The organism is Pseudomonas solani, from assembly GCF_026072635.1.
Taxonomy (GTDB): domain Bacteria; phylum Pseudomonadota; class Gammaproteobacteria; order Pseudomonadales; family Pseudomonadaceae; genus Metapseudomonas; species Metapseudomonas solani.
In genome coordinates, this window is sequence record NZ_AP023081.1 from 1,451,905 (window position 1) to 1,469,012 (window position 17,108).

14 protein-coding genes are annotated in these 17,108 nt (G+C 67.9%); 8 read left to right on the forward strand and 6 right to left on the reverse strand.

Features of this window, described 5'->3' with window-relative positions; all coding sequences use genetic code 11:
• The first annotated feature begins 3 nt into the window (after positions 1-3).
• Genes PSm6_RS06765 through PSm6_RS06775 form a run of 3 tightly spaced genes read left to right on the forward strand, consistent with a single transcriptional unit; the run spans position 4 to position 2,897 of the window.
• Positions 4-1,350 carry an MATE family efflux transporter gene (locus PSm6_RS06765; RefSeq protein WP_021219699.1) on the forward strand — a complete coding sequence of 449 codons (1,347 nt, stop codon included), beginning with the start codon at positions 4-6 and terminating at the stop codon, positions 1,348-1,350.
• A gap of 13 nt (positions 1,351-1,363) precedes the next feature.
• Complete coding sequence (locus PSm6_RS06770) at positions 1,364-2,392, forward strand: sensor domain-containing diguanylate cyclase (protein ID WP_043246853.1); 1,029 nt, start codon at positions 1,364-1,366, stop codon at positions 2,390-2,392.
• A gap of 49 nt (positions 2,393-2,441) precedes the next feature.
• Positions 2,442-2,897, forward strand: coding sequence for a DUF2214 family protein (locus PSm6_RS06775; protein WP_043246855.1), 456 nt, complete (start codon positions 2,442-2,444; stop codon positions 2,895-2,897).
• 28 nt (positions 2,898-2,925) lie between these two features.
• Here the strand turns inward: PSm6_RS06775 and PSm6_RS06780 are convergent, their stop codons facing one another.
• Together PSm6_RS06780 and PSm6_RS06785 are read right to left on the reverse strand one after the other, a co-directional pair.
• Positions 2,926-3,549 carry an FMN-dependent NADH-azoreductase gene (locus tag PSm6_RS06780; protein ID WP_043246857.1) on the reverse strand — a complete coding sequence of 208 codons (624 nt, stop codon included), beginning with the start codon at positions 3,547-3,549 and terminating at the stop codon, positions 2,926-2,928.
• Between the two features lie 2 nt (positions 3,550-3,551).
• Positions 3,552-4,025 carry a GNAT family N-acetyltransferase gene (locus PSm6_RS06785; protein WP_043246859.1) on the reverse strand — a complete coding sequence of 158 codons (474 nt, stop codon included), beginning with the start codon at positions 4,023-4,025 and terminating at the stop codon, positions 3,552-3,554.
• A 93-nt stretch (positions 4,026-4,118) separates the two neighbouring features.
• On the opposite strand from PSm6_RS06785, the gene pdxR reads away from it, so the two are divergent.
• Positions 4,119-5,558 carry a MocR-like pyridoxine biosynthesis transcription factor PdxR gene (gene pdxR / locus PSm6_RS06790; protein ID WP_371877110.1) on the forward strand — a complete coding sequence of 480 codons (1,440 nt, stop codon included), beginning with the start codon at positions 4,119-4,121 and terminating at the stop codon, positions 5,556-5,558.
• 637 nt (positions 5,559-6,195) lie between these two features.
• Here pdxR and speA read toward each other — a convergent pair.
• The 4 genes from speA to PSm6_RS06810 form a co-directional block, all read right to left on the reverse strand.
• Complete coding sequence (gene speA / locus PSm6_RS06795; RefSeq protein ID WP_021222370.1) at positions 6,196-8,109, reverse strand: arginine decarboxylase; 1,914 nt, start codon at positions 8,107-8,109, stop codon at positions 6,196-6,198.
• A gap of 131 nt (positions 8,110-8,240) precedes the next feature.
• Positions 8,241-8,612, reverse strand: a complete 372-nt coding sequence (locus PSm6_RS06800) for a translation initiation factor Sui1 (protein WP_021222371.1) — start codon at positions 8,610-8,612, stop codon at positions 8,241-8,243.
• A 413-nt stretch (positions 8,613-9,025) separates the two neighbouring features.
• Positions 9,026-9,547, reverse strand: a complete 522-nt coding sequence (locus PSm6_RS06805) for an NUDIX domain-containing protein (protein ID WP_021222372.1) — start codon at positions 9,545-9,547, stop codon at positions 9,026-9,028.
• A complete protein-coding gene (locus PSm6_RS06810) occupies positions 9,547-10,614 on the reverse strand; it encodes a DUF2333 family protein (RefSeq protein ID WP_021222373.1) in 1,068 nt (355 codons plus the stop codon). The genes PSm6_RS06805 and PSm6_RS06810 overlap by 1 nt, the downstream gene beginning before the upstream one ends.
• A gap of 300 nt (positions 10,615-10,914) precedes the next feature.
• Here PSm6_RS06810 and PSm6_RS06815 point away from each other — a divergent pair, with 300 nt between their 5' ends.
• The 4 genes from PSm6_RS06815 to aroQ all read left to right on the forward strand — a co-directional run bounded on the left by PSm6_RS06815 (position 10,915) and on the right by aroQ (position 17,103).
• Positions 10,915-12,528 carry a response regulator gene (locus PSm6_RS06815; RefSeq protein ID WP_265169851.1) on the forward strand — a complete coding sequence of 538 codons (1,614 nt, stop codon included), beginning with the start codon at positions 10,915-10,917 and terminating at the stop codon, positions 12,526-12,528.
• 1,487 nt (positions 12,529-14,015) lie between these two features.
• Entirely contained in the window at positions 14,016-14,603 is a 588-nt protein-coding gene (locus PSm6_RS30425) for a methyl-accepting chemotaxis protein (protein WP_371877111.1), read from the forward strand.
• Between the two features lie 173 nt (positions 14,604-14,776).
• Complete coding sequence (locus PSm6_RS06825) at positions 14,777-16,540, forward strand: protein-disulfide reductase DsbD (RefSeq protein ID WP_043246685.1); 1,764 nt, start codon at positions 14,777-14,779, stop codon at positions 16,538-16,540.
• Positions 16,541-16,659: 119 nt separating this feature from the next.
• A complete protein-coding gene (gene aroQ / locus PSm6_RS06830; RefSeq protein WP_021222377.1) occupies positions 16,660-17,103 on the forward strand; it encodes a type II 3-dehydroquinate dehydratase in 444 nt (147 codons plus the stop codon).
• Positions 17,104-17,108 lie beyond the last annotated feature (5 nt).

Consider the following 17,108-nt stretch of genomic DNA (forward strand, 5'->3'; position numbering starts at 1 on the left):
AGAATGCGCGCCTTTCTCGATGCCTGGCGGCACGTTCCCACCCATCGCCGGGTCTGGGCGCTGGCCGCGCCGATGATCCTGTCCAACATCTCCGTGCCACTGGTGGCGCTGGTGGACAGCACAGTGGTGGGCCACCTGCCCCATGCCCACCAGCTGGGCGCCGTGGCGGTGGGCAGCACCCTCTATATGCTGCTGCTCGGGGTGCTGGGTTTCCTGCGCATGGGCACTACCGGCTTCGCCGCCCAGGCCGCCGGCCGCGCCGATGGCGGCGCGCTGCGCCAGGTGCTGCTGCAGGGCCTGGGCCTGGCGCTGGGCCTGGCCTCGTTGCTGGGGTTGCTGGCGGTGCCCTTCAGCAGCCTGGCCCTGGGGCTGATGAACCCCTCGGCCGAGCTGGACGCCATGACCCGGGAATTCTTCCACCTGCGCCTGCTGGGCCTGCCGGCGGCCCTGGCCAACTACGCGCTGGTGGGCTGGTTCCTCGGCACCCAGAACGCCCGGGCGCCGCTGGCCATCCTGCTGGGCACCAACCTGACCAACATCGCCCTGGCGCTGTGGTTCGTCCTCGGGCTCGACCTGGGCGTGGCCGGCGCGGCCCAGGCGGCGGTGATCGCCGAGTGGACGGGCGCGGCCATCGGCCTGGCGCTGACCCGTGGCGCCCTGCGCCGCCACCCCGGGCGCATCGACTGGCCGGCCCTGCGCCTGTGGCGCGCCTGGCGCCCGCTGCTGACGGTGAACCGCGACATCTTCATCCGCTCACTGGCGCTGCAACTGGTGTTCTTCCTGCTGACGGTGCAGGGCACGCGCATGGGCGACGCCACGGTGGCGGCCAACGCCCTGCTGCTCAACGGCCTGCTCGTGACCGCCTACGCCCTGGACGGGCTGGCCCATGCGGTGGAGGCCCTGTGCGGCCACGCCATCGGCGCGCGCAACCGCCTGGAACTGCGCCGCGCGCTGCTGGTGGCCGGTGCCTGGTCGTTGCTGGCGAGCCTGGCCTTCGCGCTGTTCTTCGCTGTGGCCGGGGGGCTATTCATCGACATGCAGAGCGACATCGGGGAGGTGCGCGCGGTCGCTCACGTCTATCTTCCTTATCTGGCGGTGCTGCCCCTGGTGGCGGTGTGGAGCTACCTGCTGGACGGCCTGTTCATCGGCGCCACCCGGGCCCGCGAGATGCGCGATGCCATGCTGCTGGCGGTGGCACTGAGCCTGCCCCTGGGGGGGCTGCTGCAGGCACAGGGGAACCATGGCCTATGGCTGGCGTTCCTTTGTTTTATGCTGTTGCGCGGCCTGAGCCTTGGCGCCTTCGCCTGGCGCCTGTCCCGAAGCGACGCCTGGTTCACGCATGAGAACTGACTGGAGGAATCCCATGCTCGCCGCTCCGTGCTTCCCCGAAGAAGATCGACGCCAGAAGGCCCTGGATGAACAGGACATCCTGGACACCCCCGCCGAGCTCTACCTCGACACCCTGGTGCGCCTGACCCAGGAGCTGTTCCAGGTGGAAACGGTGCTGATCAGCCTGGTGGACCGCAACCGCCAGTGGTTCAAGGCACGCATCGGCCTCGAGGCCGCGGAAACCCCACGCGACATTTCCTTCTGCGGCCACGCCATCCTCGGCAACGGCCCGCTGCTGATTCCCGACGCGCGCACCGACGCGCGCTTCAGCGACAACCCGCTGGTGGTGGGGGCGCCCTTCATCCGCTTCTATGCCGGCCAGCCGCTGTTCTCCAGCAATGCGCTGCCCATCGGCACCCTGTGCATGCTCGACCCCAGGCCGCGCACCCTGAACCAGCAGGAGCTGTTCCGCCTGCGCGACCTGGCGACCCTGGCCGAGGGCTACCTGCAACTGCGCGGCATGGCCCAGCAGACGCAGAACCTGCGCCGCGCGGTGGACCGCGAGCAGCGCAAGGCCCTGATCGACCCGCTGACCCAGCTGTGGAACCGGGGCGCCCTGTCGCAGTTCTTCCCCAAGGAGATGGCGCGGATGAACAAGGCCGGGCTGCGCCTGGGGGTGATCTACGCCGACCTCGACCACTTCAAGCGCATCAACGACCAGCACGGCCACGCCGCCGGCGACCAGGTGCTGTGGGAAAGCTCGCGGCGCATGACCGCGACGCTGCGCCCCGACGACCTGCTGGTGCGCATCGGTGGCGAGGAGTTCGTCGCCCTGGTGGCGGTGCATGATGGCGAGGAACTGAACCATATCGCCGAGCGCCTGCGCCGCTGCATCGAAGAGAAGCCCATGCGCGCCGCCGGCCAGGAACTGGCCCAGACCCTCAGCGCCGGCACCCTGCTGGTGAGCCCCGAGCAATCGCAGAACGAGGCCCTGGACCTGGCCGACCGGGCCCTGTACCGAGCCAAGCAGAACGGCCGCAATCGCGTGGAGAGCGCCAACTGACGCGGCTGCCCCCTATAAGAAACACCCCTGATGACCTGAAGGAGTTCACATGGCTCAAGCCATTGCCGCGTACCTGCACTACCTGTCGATCTTCCTGCTGTTCTCGCTGCTGGTCCTGGAGCACCGCCTGTTCAAGCTGCCCCTGGACCTGGAGCGCGCGCGCAGCCTGATCCGGGTGGACATCGCCTACGGCCTGAGCGCCGGCCTGGTGCTGGCCACCGGCCTGGCACGGGTGCTGTGGTACGGCAAGGGCACCGAGTACTACCTGAAGAACAGCCTGTTCCACGCCAAGATCGGGCTGTTCATCCTGGTGGCGCTGCTGTCCGCGCTGCCGACCTTCGTCTTCCTCAACTGGCGCAACGAACTGAAGGCCGGCCAGGTGCCTCAGGTCAGCCCGAAGACCGCCAAGCTGGTGATCATGGCGATCCGCCTGGAGCTGTTGCTGGCGCTGGTCATCCCGCTGCTGGCCGCGCTGATGGCGCGCGGGTTCGGCGTGATCTCCTGATCGTCACGTCGCTCGCGCCGCGCCTTGCTCAGGCGGGAACGCCGGGGAAAGGCGCTGCCGCGAAATAGGGGTTGTTGGCCAGGCGCGCCCGCGCCTGCTGCAGGGTTTCGGCCACCACCTCCGGCCCCTGGGCCAGTCCCTGCAGGTGGACGAACTCCACATGGTGCAGGCCGATCACGCCGAGGATGTGGCGCAGGTAGGGCGAGAGGAAATCCGCCTGGCTGGCCTTGGCACCCAGGTAGTTGCCACCGGAGCTGACCACCACGAAGGTCGGGCGGTCTTCCAGCAGGCCTTCCTTGTTGCCGTCGACCATGGTGAAGCTGCGCTGGATGCGCACCACGTAGTCCAGCCAGAGCTTGAGCGCCGCCGGCACCATGTAGTTGTGCATGGGCGTGGAAATCACCAGGTAGTGGGCGCTCTCCACCTCGCCGATCAGTTGCTCGGACAACGCCAGGGCCGGGTCCTCGCGGTGGGCGCGGCCGGTCACCGCCCGGGCGTAGTCGCCACACAAGGGCAGCAACGGTTCACGCACCAGGTTGCGCACGGTGATCTGGGCGTTGGCGTGGATGCGCTCGGCCATCTCCCGGGCCAGTTGGCCGCCAGGGGATGCGTCTTCATTGGGGCTGCATTCGATCAGCAATACACGGGGCATGATCAGTCCTCCTCGGGACGGAGCGTGGGGGTGGGCAATGGCCGGCTGAAGTGCAGGCCGGTGAACAGCAGGCCCTGGCGGAAATAAAAGCGCTGCGCCAGGGAATTCGCCAGTGCCGTATCCAGCACCAGGCGCTGGCAACCGAGCTGGCTGCCGATCCGTGCCAGCTCATCCAGCAACTGGCCGCCGAGCCCCTGGCTGCGTTGTTGCGGGTCAGCCACCAGGTCGTCGACATAGATGAAGCGGCCGTGGATCAGGTTCTCCAGTTCGCGGTAGCCGGCCAGGGCCAGCACCTGGCCGCCACGCCAGGCACCCAGCAAACGGTAACCCTGCTTCGCCTGGCGACGCACGCGCTGGATGAACACCTCGGGGTCGGGCAACTGCGGGCGCAGCGCCTGCATCACCGGGAAGGCCGCGCGCAACTGTGGGTCGCTCTCCAGGTGCAGCAGTTCGATGGGGCTGGGCTGATCGGGCATGGCCGCTTTCCTCTTCGCTGGGAGCCGCTACTCTAGGCAGGCCATGGACCAGCAACCAGGGCCAAGAATCATCGAAACGACTGGGACATGAGCATGCCGAGCCGCCCCCTGCCCTTCCACCTCGACCGCGACCTGGGCACCCCGGTGTACCTGCAGCTGTACCAGCGCTTTCGCGAGGCCATCGAGCAGGGCCGGCTGCAGCCCGGCGCCCGGGTGCCGTCGCTGCGCAGCCTGGCCAGCGAACTGAACCTGGCGCGGGGCACGGTGGAGGTGGCCTACCAGATGCTGATCGCCGAAGGTTATCTGCTGGCACGTGGCCCCGCCGGGACCTGCGTCTCGCCCCGGCTGACCCCGACGCCCCGGCCCGCCTTGCGTGCCAGCCGCCCGGCCAGGGCCGAAAGCCCTCACACGGCAGAGGCCTCGCCCGAGCCCTTCCAGCTCGGCCTGCCGGCCCTGGATGCCTTCCCACGCAAGCTCTGGGCACGCCTGGCGGCCCGGCGCCTGCGCGAGCTGGGCGGCAGCGCACTGATGGTGCCGGCCCCTGCCGGCCACCTCGCCCTGCGCGCGAGCCTGGCGGGCTACCTCGGCATCTCCCGGGGCATCCACTGCCGGCCCGAGCAGGTGTTCATCACCGCCGGCCACCGCGCCAGCCTGGCCCTGGTGCAGCGCGCACTGATGCGGCCGGGCGAGGCCATCTGGCTGGAGGACCCCGGCTACCCCCATGCCCGCCAATTGCTGGAAGGGCTCGGCATGCGCGGCGTGCCAGTGCCGGTGGACGGTGAAGGGCTGCGGGTGGAGGACGGCCTGCGCCTGGCACCCGAAGCGCGCTTCGCCCTGGTCACCCCCACGCACCAGAGCCCCACCGGCGTGGCGCTGTCGCTGCCCCGGCGCCTGGCCCTGCTGGAGCGGGCGCGGCAGATGCAGGGCTGGGTGATCGAAGACGACTACGACAGCGAATACCGCTACCAGGGCCGGCCGCTGCCCGCGCTCAAGAGCCTCGACCGCGACGGCCGCGTGCTCTACACCGGGACCTTCAGCAAGGTCCTCTACCCCGGCCTGCGCCTGGCCTACCTGGTAGTGCCGGAGCGTGAGGTGGAGCGCTTCCGCGACGTCGCCGCGCTGTTCCTCGGCGGCGGCAGCGAACTGCTGCAGGCGACGACGGCCGACTTCATCGACCAGGGCCACTTCGCCCGCCACCTCAAGAAGATGCGCAGCCTCTACGCCCGCCGCCGAGCCCACACCTGCGAGGCGCTGTTGGCGCATTGCGGCGAATGGCTGCGCATGGACCCGCAGGCCGGCGGCATGCACCTGCTGGCCCGCCTCGCCCCCGGCAGCGACGACCGCACCCTGGCCGACAGCGCCCAGGCAGCGGGCCTGGCGGTCGCCGCGCTGTCGCGCTGGTACCTGGGCGAAGGCGGCGCACCGGGGCTGCTGCTCGGCTTCACCAATATCGCCACGGCCGAGGAGGCACGGGCATTGGCGGGGCGGTTGCGGAGTGTGTTGGAGGAATGTGGGCAGCCGATGGGCGAATGAATTGGCTCTGTCGGCGTTAGCTGTTGTGGTTTTAATGCAGGCGCTCAAGCACGGTACTTTCCGGGCGCTTGAGGGTTTGTGCCACCTCCACCGCATGGGTTTCGCTTCGCTCTACACCATCCTACGAAAGCCTGTGCGCACCGCGTGGCGATGCGCTGGACGAAGAAAGTTGGAGCAGCCGCCAAGGCCCCTCCAGGAGGCCGAACGCAGTCGTTGCGCCGGGGGACGAGCGGCATGGATGCCGCGAGAGGCGCGCCAGGCCATGGATGGCCCATCGCGCCGGCCCCCAGACGACGCTTGCGGCGAACGCACTTCAGTGCGGCCCGAAGGGCGAGCGTAGCGAGTAACGACGATGGAGTGAGGGAACCCCGGCGGAGCCGGGGCCGTATGATGGGGCAAGTTTTTTGGTTCCTTTTCACCGGGCTGGCGTTCCAGCGATTGGAAAAGGGACTCGCCCGGGAGGGCGAAACCAGAAGCACCAACAAAACTCGGCAATCAGCTGGGCTCAGTTCTTCTAGCAACACTTAACGCAGACAGAGCCAATGAATTCGCTCCCACGAGTCATCCTGTTGCCCCCTATCCCCACCCCAAATGAAAAAGCCCGGCGCTGGGCCGGGCTTTTTCATGGTGCGATGGATCAGGACGACAGGTAGGACGAGCGGGTCAGGCCGAGACGCAGGGCGTCGACGTACTGGGTGCGCTCGCGGGCGCTGAGCTTGGCGCCGGAGACCTTGTCGCGGTAGAGCGCCATCAGTTCCTCGGGGGACAGGTGCACGTAGCGCAGCATGTCCTCGATGGTGTCGTGGGTCTCGATGCCGCCGTGGTACACGCTGCCATCCTCGCGCTGGTAGACGTTCACCGAGTCGGTGTCGCCGAACAGGTTGTGCATGTCACCGAGGATTTCCTGGTAGGCGCCGACCAGGAATACGCCCAGCAGGTAGTCCTCGCCCTCGCGCACTTCGTGCACCGGCAGGCTGGTCTCGATGCTCTGCTCGTCGACGTATTGCTTGATCTTGCCGTCGGAGTCGCAGGTCAGGTCCTGCAGCACCGCGCGGCGCACCGGCTCTTCATCGAGGCGGTGCAGCGGCAGGATCGGCAGCACCTGGCCGATGGCCCAGGTGTCCGGCAGGCTCTGGAACACGGAGAAGTTGCAGATGTACTTCTCGGCCAGCTTGTCGTTGAGCTCGTCCAGCACCTGGCGATGGGAACGCTGGCGGGCCTTGAGCTGGTTGTGCAGGCGGCGGCAGATGGCGAAGTAGGTCTGCTCGGCCAGTGCCTTTTGCGCCAGGGTCAGCTTGCCTTCGGCGTACTGGGTGGCGGCGTCGCTGATGTAGTGGGTGGCGCGCCAGTAGGTCTCGGTGACCATCTCGGCGTCGGTCGGGCCCAGCAGGTCGGCGAGCCAGCGGACGATCTCCGGCTGCTCTTCGAGGTTGGCGATCTTCGGCACTTCGTCGTTGTGGCGCTCGACGTCGGTCACCTGCATCACCAGCACGGCGTGGTGCGCGGTCATGGCGCGGCCGCTTTCGGAGAAGATGTGCGGGTGCGGCAGGCCCTGCGCGTCGCAGAACTCCTTGAGCATGCCCACCACCACGCCGGCGTAGTCGTCCATGTCGTAGTTGATGGAGCTGGCGTTGCGCGAGTGGGTGCCGTCGTAGTCGACGCCCAGGCCGCCGCCGACGTCGATGTGGTCGACCGGCAGGCCGAGGCTGCGCAGCTCGGCGTAGAAGCGGATGGCTTCCTTGAAGCCGTGCTGGTAGTCGGCCAGGTTGGCGATCTGCGAACCCATGTGGAAGTGCAGCAGGCGCACGCCCTGCTCGATGCCGGCCTTGCGGAAGCGCTCGACCACCGACAGCAGTTGCGCGGCGGAGAGGCCGAACTTGGATTTCTCGCCACCGGTGTCGGCCCACTTGGACGAGGCCAGGGACGACAGGCGCACGCGCAGGCCGACCTGGGGCGCGACCTTGAGTTCGGCGGCCTCCTCGATCACGAACTGAACCTCGGATTCCTTCTCGATGACGATGAAGACGTTGTGGCCGAGCTTCTGCCCCATCAGCGCCAGCTTGATGAACTCGCGGTCCTTGTAGCCGTTGCAGACGATGGTGCCGCCCTTGGGCGCCAGGGCCAGCACGGCGAGCAGCTCGGGCTTGGAGCCGGCTTCCAGGCCGATGGAGACGTCCTGGGTGGCGATGATGTTTTCCACCACCGCTTCCTGCTGGTTGACCTTGATCGGGTACAGCGCGGTGTAGCGGTTCTGGTACTCCAGGCGCGCGATATTGGCGTCGAAGGCGCCGGTCAGCTGGCGTACGCGGTCCTGCAGGATGCCGGGGAAACGCACCAGCAGCGGCAGGGACAGGCCGGCCTCGCGCAGGGCATCGACCTGTTCGAACAGGTCGATCGGCTCGCTGGCGGCGCCACTCGGGCGGACTTCGACGCGGCCGGCGTCATTGATCGCGAAATAACCGGCGCCCCAATGGCGGATGCCATAGACACTGCGGCTGTCGGCCACGGTCCAGCTGCTGCCATCGTCCTTGCGCGTGCGTCGTGCAGACATCGGATTCCCCCTGTGGGATAGAAAAGAGCCAGGCCCGCCGGTCATGTGGGGCGGGCTTGGGCAGATTAATTCGGTCGTGTGACGTTGGGGTGTTGACCGCATCAGCTGCAGTCAGTTTAGAAAGCCGGTGATCAACCGCCGGATTTCTTGGCCTTGAAGCCGCGCTTGGCGAGCTCTTCGAGCAGCAGGTCCACGTGATCGCCCTGGATCTCGATCACACCGTCCTTCAGGGCGCCACCGGTGCCGCAGCGACGCTTGAGCGCGCTGGCCAGCTCCTTGAGGGCGTCCTCGTCGAGCGGCACGCCGCTGATACTGGTCACCGTCTTGCCACCGCGGCCCTTGGTTTCCCGGCGAACACGGGCAATGCCGTCGCCAGCGGGCACGGAGGCTCGCTTGCAAACGCAGGCGTCAATGGGCTGGGCGCAGTCCGGGCAATGCCGGCCGCTGTCGGTGGAGTACACCAGGCCGCTTAATGCGGCGAAGGACGAAGCTTTCTTGACCACCGGCTTTCCTCGTAGGGGTCAGGATAGCGACTGGTCGGCGGGAGCCGACCGCGAAGCCCCACTCTGGCAGGGGCAGCGCAGACCCGGCGGGGAAGCCGGGCTTGAAAGGCGGCGAAATTTAGCAGCATTCGGCGCGAATGCTAAGTACGAAATTGCGCCATTGATCGACAGAATAGCGACCTACCCGCCTCGCTGTGCAGCATCCCGCACGAAAGGGTCCGGAATATCGCACAAACCCGCGCCTGGCGCGGGTTCGGCAGGGGAAAATGGGGTGCCCACAGGTTGGCATCGAGCGAGAGCGGTGGGCTGAAGCCCAGCCTACGGCCAGCGATGGCACTTCGTAACCCGGGGCGCCGATCGGTGGATGAGAAAAGCGTCATCCACCCTACTCAGGGCATACCGTCGCGCCTGGGTCAGGTGTCGAGGTAGAGCTGCAGGGCGCGCTGGGAGTCGGGGCAGCAGGGCTGCAAGGCAGCGGCTTCCGCCAGGTCGACGAAACGGGCTTCGAGCACCTCTTCCGGCTGCAGCCGCAACGGCGCATCGGAAATGGCGGAAAACACCGCGCACCACAGGCGATTGCCCGGCTCGTCGAAGAAGAAGCGCCCGTGCTCCACCAGCGGCACGCCGGCGATGCCCAGTTCCTCTTCCAGCTCGCGCTCGGCGGATTCGGCGTACCCCTCCCCAGCCGCGACCATGCCGCCGGCGGCCAGGTCCCAGTAGCCGGGGTACACGGCCTTGCTCAGGGCGCGCCGGTGCACGCAGAGGCGCCCGGCGGAATCGAAGAGGAGGATGAAGGTGCCACGGCCGATCAGGCCGCGCTCGCGCAATTCGGCCCGGGGCAGTTCGCCGAGCAGGCCATCGGCCTCGTCGACCCAGGCGATGCGCTCGGCATCGGAGGCGGCACGGTGCGCCGCCTCGCGTTCGCTGATGGCCATCAACCCTGCTCGAGCAGCTGACGCAGGTCGATGATGGCGGCGTTGGCGCGGGAGATGTAGTTGGCCATCACCAGCGAGTGGTTGGCCAGCACGCCGAAGCCGCTGCCGTTGAGCACCATGGGGCTCCACAGCGGTTCCTGGGCGGCTTCCAGCTCGCGGATGATCTGCCGCACGCTGATGGTGGCGTTCTTCTTCGCCAGCACGTCGGCGAAGTCCACTTCGATGGCCCGCAGGATGTGCGACAGCGCCCAGGCCTGGCCACGGGCTTCGTAGAAGACGTTGTCGATCTGCAGCCAGGGCGTCTCGACGATCTCCTCGCTGACCTTGGGCACCACGCCTTCCTGGGCTTCCAGGGCCTTCACGTCGGTGTTCAGGCGCACCCGGCCGACGCTGGCGGAGAGGCGCTGGGACAGCGAGCCGAGGCGCGTGGCGACGTCGCCCAGCCAGTTGTTGAGGTTGTCGGCGCGGGTATAGAACTGCGCGGAGGACTGGTTCGGGTCGGAGAGACGGGCCAGGTAGCGGTCCAGGGCGCGGATGCCTTCCTGGTACTCGGTTTCCGATGCCGGCAGGGCCCAGCTCTTGTTGTCGAAGTTGAAGCGCGGCTCGGCACGGGCGAGGTCGACGTCTTCGGTGGACTGCGACTGCGAACGGGCGAAGTCCTTGCGCAGGGCGCGGGACAGGTCGCGGACCTGAACCAGCACGCCGTATTCCCAGCTGGGCATGTTGTCCAGCCAGAGGCCGGGCGGAGCCAGGTCGTTGGAGAGGTAGCCACCGGGCTTGTCGAGCAAGGTCTGGCCGACCTGCTTGAGGGTCTCGACCGTGGTGTAGCCGGTCACCAGCTTGCGCTGGGCACGCTCGGCGGCAGCCTGGGCATTCTGCTGCACCGGGAACAGCCCGGGTTCCTGGCTCCAGTACCAACCCACGATGATCGCACCCACCAGGTAGAGGCCCAGCAGCGCACCGAGGGCGCGGCTCAGCCAGATTCCGCCCAGGTAGCTGCGCACGTCATCCACCGAATCATCGACGCGATCTCGTGCCTGACCCGCACGCTTCTTCCAGTCCAGCATGGCTATGTCCTTAAACTCGTTCAGCTCGGCAGTTTCGACAGCAACCTGCGAGGAGGGTGCCATCCGGCTCTGCACTATAAGTGAAGCGCCGGGCCTTGCCAGCGACAAATGGCCAAACCAAGAGTGGGCCGCAACCTGAGACGGGCCGCACAGCACAACTGTGACCTAATGGTTCTCCGTGAAAAAATACTGGCGTCATTAGATCGGCGGTACTAGCGTACGCATTATCAAGTGCTAGCATAGAGCCACCATTCTGACCGCCCACTCAAAATCCTGCGGTCGAGCATTAGAAGCAACGCCATGACCGAGCATGAAGATCCGAGCCGCGATCGCCTCAAGAATCACTTTGCACAACGAGTGATCCACCAGGCGCGCCATCTTCTGGAGGTCTGGCAACGCCTGCAGCGCGCCGAGTGGACCAGCGCCGACCTGGCCGAGCTGACCGAAGCCAACGGCTACCTGCTGCGCTATGCGGAACGCTTCGAACAACCCGAACACACCCAACTGGCCCAGGGCATCAAGCACAGCCTGGAAGCCGTCAAGGCCAACCGCGGCCGTCTTTCCAGCGACCTGATCACCGAGCTCAGCCAACTGATGCAGCGCCTGTCGCGCACCGGCCTGCGCCATGGCGACCAACTGGAACAGACCTTCCTGCCACCCCTGCGCAAGCCGGTGTACCTGGCCCTGCAGGACCAGGAGCGGGCCCAGCGCCTGGCCCAGCAGATGGACTTCTTCGGCCTCTACGTACAGACCTGCGACAGCGCCAATGCCTTCCGCGCCGCCATGGCCGAGCGCCATCCGGCCGCCATCGTCATGGAAGTGGATTTCGCCGGTCGCGGCACTGGACTGGAGCTGGCCCTGGAGGCGCAGAAAGGCCTGGAGCACAAGCTGCCGGTGCTGTTCTTCAGCCATGAGGAAACCGATACGCCGACCCGCCTGGCCGCCGTGCGCGCCGGGGGCCAGGAGTACTTCACCGGTGCCCTGGATGCCTCCAGCCTGCTGGAGAAGATCGAGACCCTGACCCGCACCGCCCACTACGAGCCGTACCGGGTGCTGATCGTCGACGACTCCAAGGCCCAGGCGATGCACACCGAAATGGTGCTCAACAGCGCCGGCATCGTCACCCAGGCCATCACCGAGCCGGCCCTGGCCATGGGTGCGCTGGCCGAGTTCCAGCCGGACCTGATCATCCTCGACATGTACATGCCCGAGTGCCTGGGCACCGAGCTGGCCAAGGTGATCCGCCAGCACGAGCGCTACGTCAGCGTGCCGATCATCTACCTCTCCGCCGAGGACGACCTGGACAAGCAGCTGGATGCGATGAGCGAGGGCGGCGACGACTTCCTCACCAAGCCGATCAAGCCGCGCCACCTGATCGCCACGGTACGCAACCGCGCCAAGCGCGCCCGCAGCCTCAAGGCACGGATGGTGCGTGACAGCCTCACCGGGCTGTTCAACCACACCCACACCCTGCAACTGCTGGAAGATGCCCGCTCCCGAGCGCGTCGCGACGGTCGCCCGCTGACCTTCGCCATGATCGACATCGACCACTTCAAGAAGGTCAACGACACCTACGGCCATCCCATGGGCGACCGGGTGATCAAGAGCCTGGCGCTGTTCCTCAAGCAACGCCTGCGCAAGACCGACCATATCGGGCGCTACGGCGGCGAGGAGTTCGCCATCGTCCTGCCCGATACCGACCTGGAGGCGGCGCACCGCGTACTGGACGAAATCCGCCGGCGCTTCGCCGAGATCCACTACCCGGCGCAGCCCCATGACCTGTCCTGCACCTTCAGCGCCGGCATCGCCGAGCTGCGCGACGACCTCGACAGCAACGCCCTCTCCAAGCAGGCCGACGAAGCGCTCTATCGCGCCAAGCACGGCGGTCGCAACCGCGTCGAACTGTTCACCTGAGGCCGACCGGCGGGCGTGACGCAGTTCACGCTGTCATCAGGTTGAAACCGAACCGCAATATCTTTCAGGGCCTGTCCGTTCTGTAGTCGGTCGAGGCCCCGATGCGCCTGAAACAGCTCACCAATCTCAACACCCTGCTTCTTGTAACCGTCTGCCTGGCCCTGGGCGTCACCCTCTGGTGGTCGCAGCGCGCCCTGGAACGCCCCTACCAGGTGATGGAGCAGTACATGGACCTGGCCCAGCGCTTCCAGCGCGACGTCAGCGCCAACATCGAAGCCTACCTCGGCAGCGGCGACGCCCTGCGCCACAGCGCCGCCACCCAGAGCCTGGACGAACTCGACCAGCGCATGACGCAGCTGCCGCCGCAACTGGCCACCACCCTGCGCGCCAGCATCGATGACCTGCGCGCCTTCAGCCGCGACCAACTGCTGGCCGCCGGCAAACTGGCCGGCGACCCGCAGGGCTTGCTGCTACAGGCCGAACGCGAGATCGACGGCGCCCTGGAACAGCTGGCCCGCTACGCCGACGAAGGCGACCCCAGCCAGGCCGCCGAATACCGCAAGCCCCTGCTGGCTGCCGCCCAGCACCTGACCCGCCTGGCCCACGCCCGGGTCAAGCTGGTGGAGAGCGGCCGCGACGAACTGGCCGCCGACGTCGAGCGCGAGCTGGCCGCCCTGAGCATGGAATCCGCGCGCCTCGACGCCCTGCCGCTGCTGGGCCTGGCCGACGCCTCCAGCTCCGCCTCCGATGATTTCGCCGCGATGATGGGCCTGGCCGCCACCGAAGCCGCGACCGAGACGAAACAGGCCGAGGATCGCGGCATCGCCCTCAAGCGCGACCTGGCCAGCCTGCTCAAGCGCTACCCGGCCGAACTGCAGCGCACCCGCCAACTGATCACCAGCCGCGCCGAACTGGCCGGCACCACCCGCGCCCGCCTCGACGCCCTGCGCCAGGCCCTGGCCGCGCTGGAGCCGCTGGTGCGCTCCGAGCATGGCCGCATCCAGGGCGAGGTACGGGTGATCCAAGGGCTGATGATAGGCCTGATCCTGCTCATCGCCCTGGCCGTGGACCGCATCCAGCGCAACCTCACCCGCGTGCTCGGGCGCCTGGTGCAGTCCCTCTCCGCCTGGGCCTCCGGCGACTTCAGCAAGCCCATCGCCCTGGATTCGAAGATCGACGACCTGCGCGGCATCGAACAGTCCCTGGGCCGCCTGCGCGCCTACCTCGGCGAGCTGGTGGGCACCATCCGCCACCATGCCGAGCAGGTGGCCGGCAGCAGCCACACCCTGGCCGACCTCAACGGTGGCCTGCACGCCGGGGCCGAACGCCAGGCCGGCGGCACCGCGCAGATCCGCGACGCCCTGGGCGAACTGGAGGCGACCATCCAGCAGGTGGCGGGCGATGCCAGCCAGGCCGCCTCTGCCAGCCACGACGCCGGGCGCGCCGTTGAGCAAGGCCAGCGCATCATTGGCCAGAGCCTGGAGGGCATGCACAGCCTGGTCGGCGAGGTGCAGGGCAACGCCATCGCCATCGAGCGCCTGGCCCAGGAGTCCGCCACCATCGAAAGCGTGCTGGTGGTGATCCGCGGCATCGCCGAACAGACCAATCTGCTGGCGCTCAACGCCGCCATCGAGGCCGCCCGTGCCGGCGAGCAGGGCCGGGGCTTCGCCGTGGTCGCCGACGAAGTGCGCACCCTGGCGCAACGCACCGCCGGCGCCACCGGCGAAATCCAGGAGCTGATCGGCCGCCTGCAGACCGCCGCCCATCAGTCGGTACAGGGCATGCGCGCCCAGGTGGAGCACGCCGAGGCGACCGCCGCCCGCGCCGCCGCCGCCGATGGCGCACTGGACGAGATAGTCGCGGCCATCCGCACCATCGCCGACACCGCCGGGCAGATCGCCGAAGCCACCGCCAATCAGAGCGGTGCGGTGACCGAGATCCGTGGCTACAGCGAGGAGATCCACCAGCTCGGCGACGACAACCTGCAGCGCATCGGCCGCAGTCGCGACCAGGCCGAACAGCTGCTGCAGCTGGGCGGCGACCTGACCCGCGCGGTGCAAGCCTTCCGCGTCTGACCCCTGCGGCGACGTGTCGCGCCCCGCAACAGCGAAGCGCGTCGCCGCCGGGCGGGCACGGTCGCTGCGCCACGACCACCCGGGCAGCCGAGAAAACCGCTTACAGGATCAGCGCTGCATGGCGGCGGCCGGCTCCGCTATCATGCCCGGCACCTTCGCCTGCCGAGACTTCCATGCGCCGTCTGCTGACCCTGATCCTGCTGCTGGTCGCCCTGCCCGCCAGCGCCGGGCTGCTGGATAACCGCCCCAGCTCCACCCTCGGAGCCGCGCTGAACAACAGCAAGGACTTCCTCCCCGTGCGCGAGGCCTTCCGCCTCAGCCTGGTGGACAGCTCGCCGACCTCGATCAAGCTGCGTTTCGCCAACGCCGAGGGCTACTACCTCTACAAGCACCGTTTCCAGTTCCGCACCGAGCCGGCGGACATAGCCCTGGGCGACGCGCAGCTGCCGGCCGGCAAGCACAAGACCGACGAATATTTCGGCGACGTGGAGGTGTACTACGAAGTCCTCGACGTCGACCTGCCGCTGAACAACCCGTCCAATCGTCCCTTCAAGCTGCAGGTGACCTACCAGGGCTGCGCCGACAAGGGCCTGTGCTACCCGCCGGAGACCGAAACCCTGCAGATCGGCGACGCCCCGGCGGCGCTGGACGGTGCAATCCCGTCCGTGGGCAAGGGCTGGAGCTGGCACGAGCTGGCGCTGTTCTTCCTCGCCGGGCTCGGCCTGACCTTCACCCCCTGTGTGCTGCCCATGCTGCCGATCCTGTCCGGCGTGGTGCTGCGCGGCCAGGTGGGCGGTAGCCGCGGCCTGGTGCTGTCGCTGGCCTATGTGCTGCCCATGGCCGCCTGCTTCGCGGTGCTCGGCGCGCTGATGGGCGTGTTCGGCGCCGAACTCAACCTGCAGGCACGCCTGCAATCGGCCTGGGTGCTGGTGCCCTTCGCCGCCTTCTTCGCGGTGTTCGCTTTGGCCATGTTCGGCCTCTACGAGCTGCGCCTGCCGCAATTCATCAGCGGCCCGCTGGATCGCCTGGCCGGCAACACCCGCGGCGGCTCGATCTGGGGCGCGGCGGCATTGGGGGTATTCTCCAGCCTGCTGGTCTCGCCCTGCGTGTCGGCGCCCCTGGCCGGCGCCCTTCTCTATATAAGCGCCAGCGGCGACGCCCTGGGCGGCGGGCTCAAGCTGTTCGTCCTCGGCCTCGGCATGGGCGCGCCCCTGGTGCTGTTCGCCGTGGGCGGTGGCACGCTGCTGCCGAAGTCCGGCAACTGGATGGTCGCGGTGCGCAATGCCTTCGGCGTACTGCTGCTGGCCGTCTCGGTGTGGCTGCTGGAACGCGTGCTGCCCGGCCCGCTGTCCCTGGCCCTGTGGGGCCTGCTGGCCGGCGGCGTGGCGCTGTTCCTCGGCGCCCTGGAGTTCACCCCGAAAACCGCCCGCCAGCGCCTGGCGCAACTGGCCGGGCTGGTGCTGCTGGTCTACGCGGTGGCCGCCTGGACCGGCGCCCTCAAGGGCGAGTCGGACCCGCTGCGCCCCCTGGGCCGCCCGGGTGCTGCAGCCGTCACCGCCAGCACGACCGGTGCCTGGCAGACCATCACCACCCCGGCCGAACTGGCCGCCGCCCAGGCCGAAGCCAAGGCCGCTGGCAAGCCGCTGCTGCTGGACTGGTACGCCGACTGGTGCATCAGCTGCAAGGTGATCGAGCGCGAAGTGCTGACCGCCCCCGAGGTGGCCAGCCAACTGGGCGCCTACCACCTGGTGCGCTTCGACATGACCGCGAGCACGCCCGAACAGCGCGCGCTGCTGGACCGCTACAAGCTGTTCGGCCCGCCCGCCATCCTGTTCTTCGCCCCCAATGGTGACGAATGGTCGGAATCGCGTGTCGTAGGTGAGATCACCGCGACGGACTTCGCCGCCAAGCTACAAGGCGCTGCCCAGCGGCTTTGAGCCGATTTTCACAAATCTGCCGCAAACTACGGGCATCGTGTCGACTACTACCGGCATATGGACAGCCTCTCGGGCTTTCCTGCATAGTCCCGCCTGGCCCCCAATAAGGAAGACATCGCATGGCCACCCTGCTCGTCCTGCACGGCCCCAACCTCAACCTGCTGGGCACCCGCGAACCCGACAAGTACGGCGCCACCACCCTGGCCGAAATCAACCAGGACCTGGAGCGCAGAGCCCGCGAGGCGGGGCATCACCTGCTTTATCTGCAGAGCAATGCCGAGTACGAACTGATCGATCGCATCCATGCCGCACGCAACGAAGGCGTGGACTTCATCCTGATCAATCCCGCCGCTTTCACGCATACAAGTGTCGCCCTACGTGACGCGTTGCTCGCAGTGAGCATCCCATTCATCGAAGTGCACCTCTCCAACGTGCACAAGCGAGAACCTTTCCGCCATCACTCCTACTTCTCCGACGTTGCGGTGGGAGTGATTTGCGGTCTGGGTGCCACCGGCTACCGCCTGGCCCTGGACGCGGCGCTAGAACACCTTGAACGCCCCTGACCTCA

Bases quoted from the DNA above. Each gene is read 5' to 3' on its own strand.
- aroQ (WP_021222377.1), top strand. From the start codon at position 16,660: ATGGCCACCCTGCTCGTCCTGCACGGCCCCAACCTCAACCTGCTGGGC.
- PSm6_RS06780 (WP_043246857.1), bottom strand. From the start codon at position 3,549: ATGCCCCGTGTATTGCTGATCGAATGCAGCCCCAATGAAGACGCATCC.
- PSm6_RS06805 (WP_021222372.1), bottom strand. From the start codon at position 9,547: ATGGCCATCAGCGAACGCGAGGCGGCGCACCGTGCCGCCTCCGATGCC.
- PSm6_RS06765 (WP_021219699.1), top strand. From the start codon at position 4: ATGCGCGCCTTTCTCGATGCCTGGCGGCACGTTCCCACCCATCGCCGG.
- speA (WP_021222370.1), bottom strand. From the start codon at position 8,109: ATGTCTGCACGACGCACGCGCAAGGACGATGGCAGCAGCTGGACCGTG.
- PSm6_RS06775 (WP_043246855.1), top strand. From the start codon at position 2,442: ATGGCTCAAGCCATTGCCGCGTACCTGCACTACCTGTCGATCTTCCTG.
- pdxR (WP_371877110.1), top strand. From the start codon at position 4,119: ATGCCGAGCCGCCCCCTGCCCTTCCACCTCGACCGCGACCTGGGCACC.
- PSm6_RS06810 (WP_021222373.1), bottom strand. From the start codon at position 10,614: ATGCTGGACTGGAAGAAGCGTGCGGGTCAGGCACGAGATCGCGTCGAT.
- PSm6_RS06785 (WP_043246859.1), bottom strand. From the start codon at position 4,025: ATGCCCGATCAGCCCAGCCCCATCGAACTGCTGCACCTGGAGAGCGAC.
- PSm6_RS06825 (WP_043246685.1), top strand. From the start codon at position 14,777: ATGCGCCGTCTGCTGACCCTGATCCTGCTGCTGGTCGCCCTGCCCGCC.
- PSm6_RS30425 (WP_371877111.1), top strand. From the start codon at position 14,016: ATGCACAGCCTGGTCGGCGAGGTGCAGGGCAACGCCATCGCCATCGAG.
- PSm6_RS06815 (WP_265169851.1), top strand. From the start codon at position 10,915: ATGACCGAGCATGAAGATCCGAGCCGCGATCGCCTCAAGAATCACTTT.
- PSm6_RS06770 (WP_043246853.1), top strand. From the start codon at position 1,364: ATGCTCGCCGCTCCGTGCTTCCCCGAAGAAGATCGACGCCAGAAGGCC.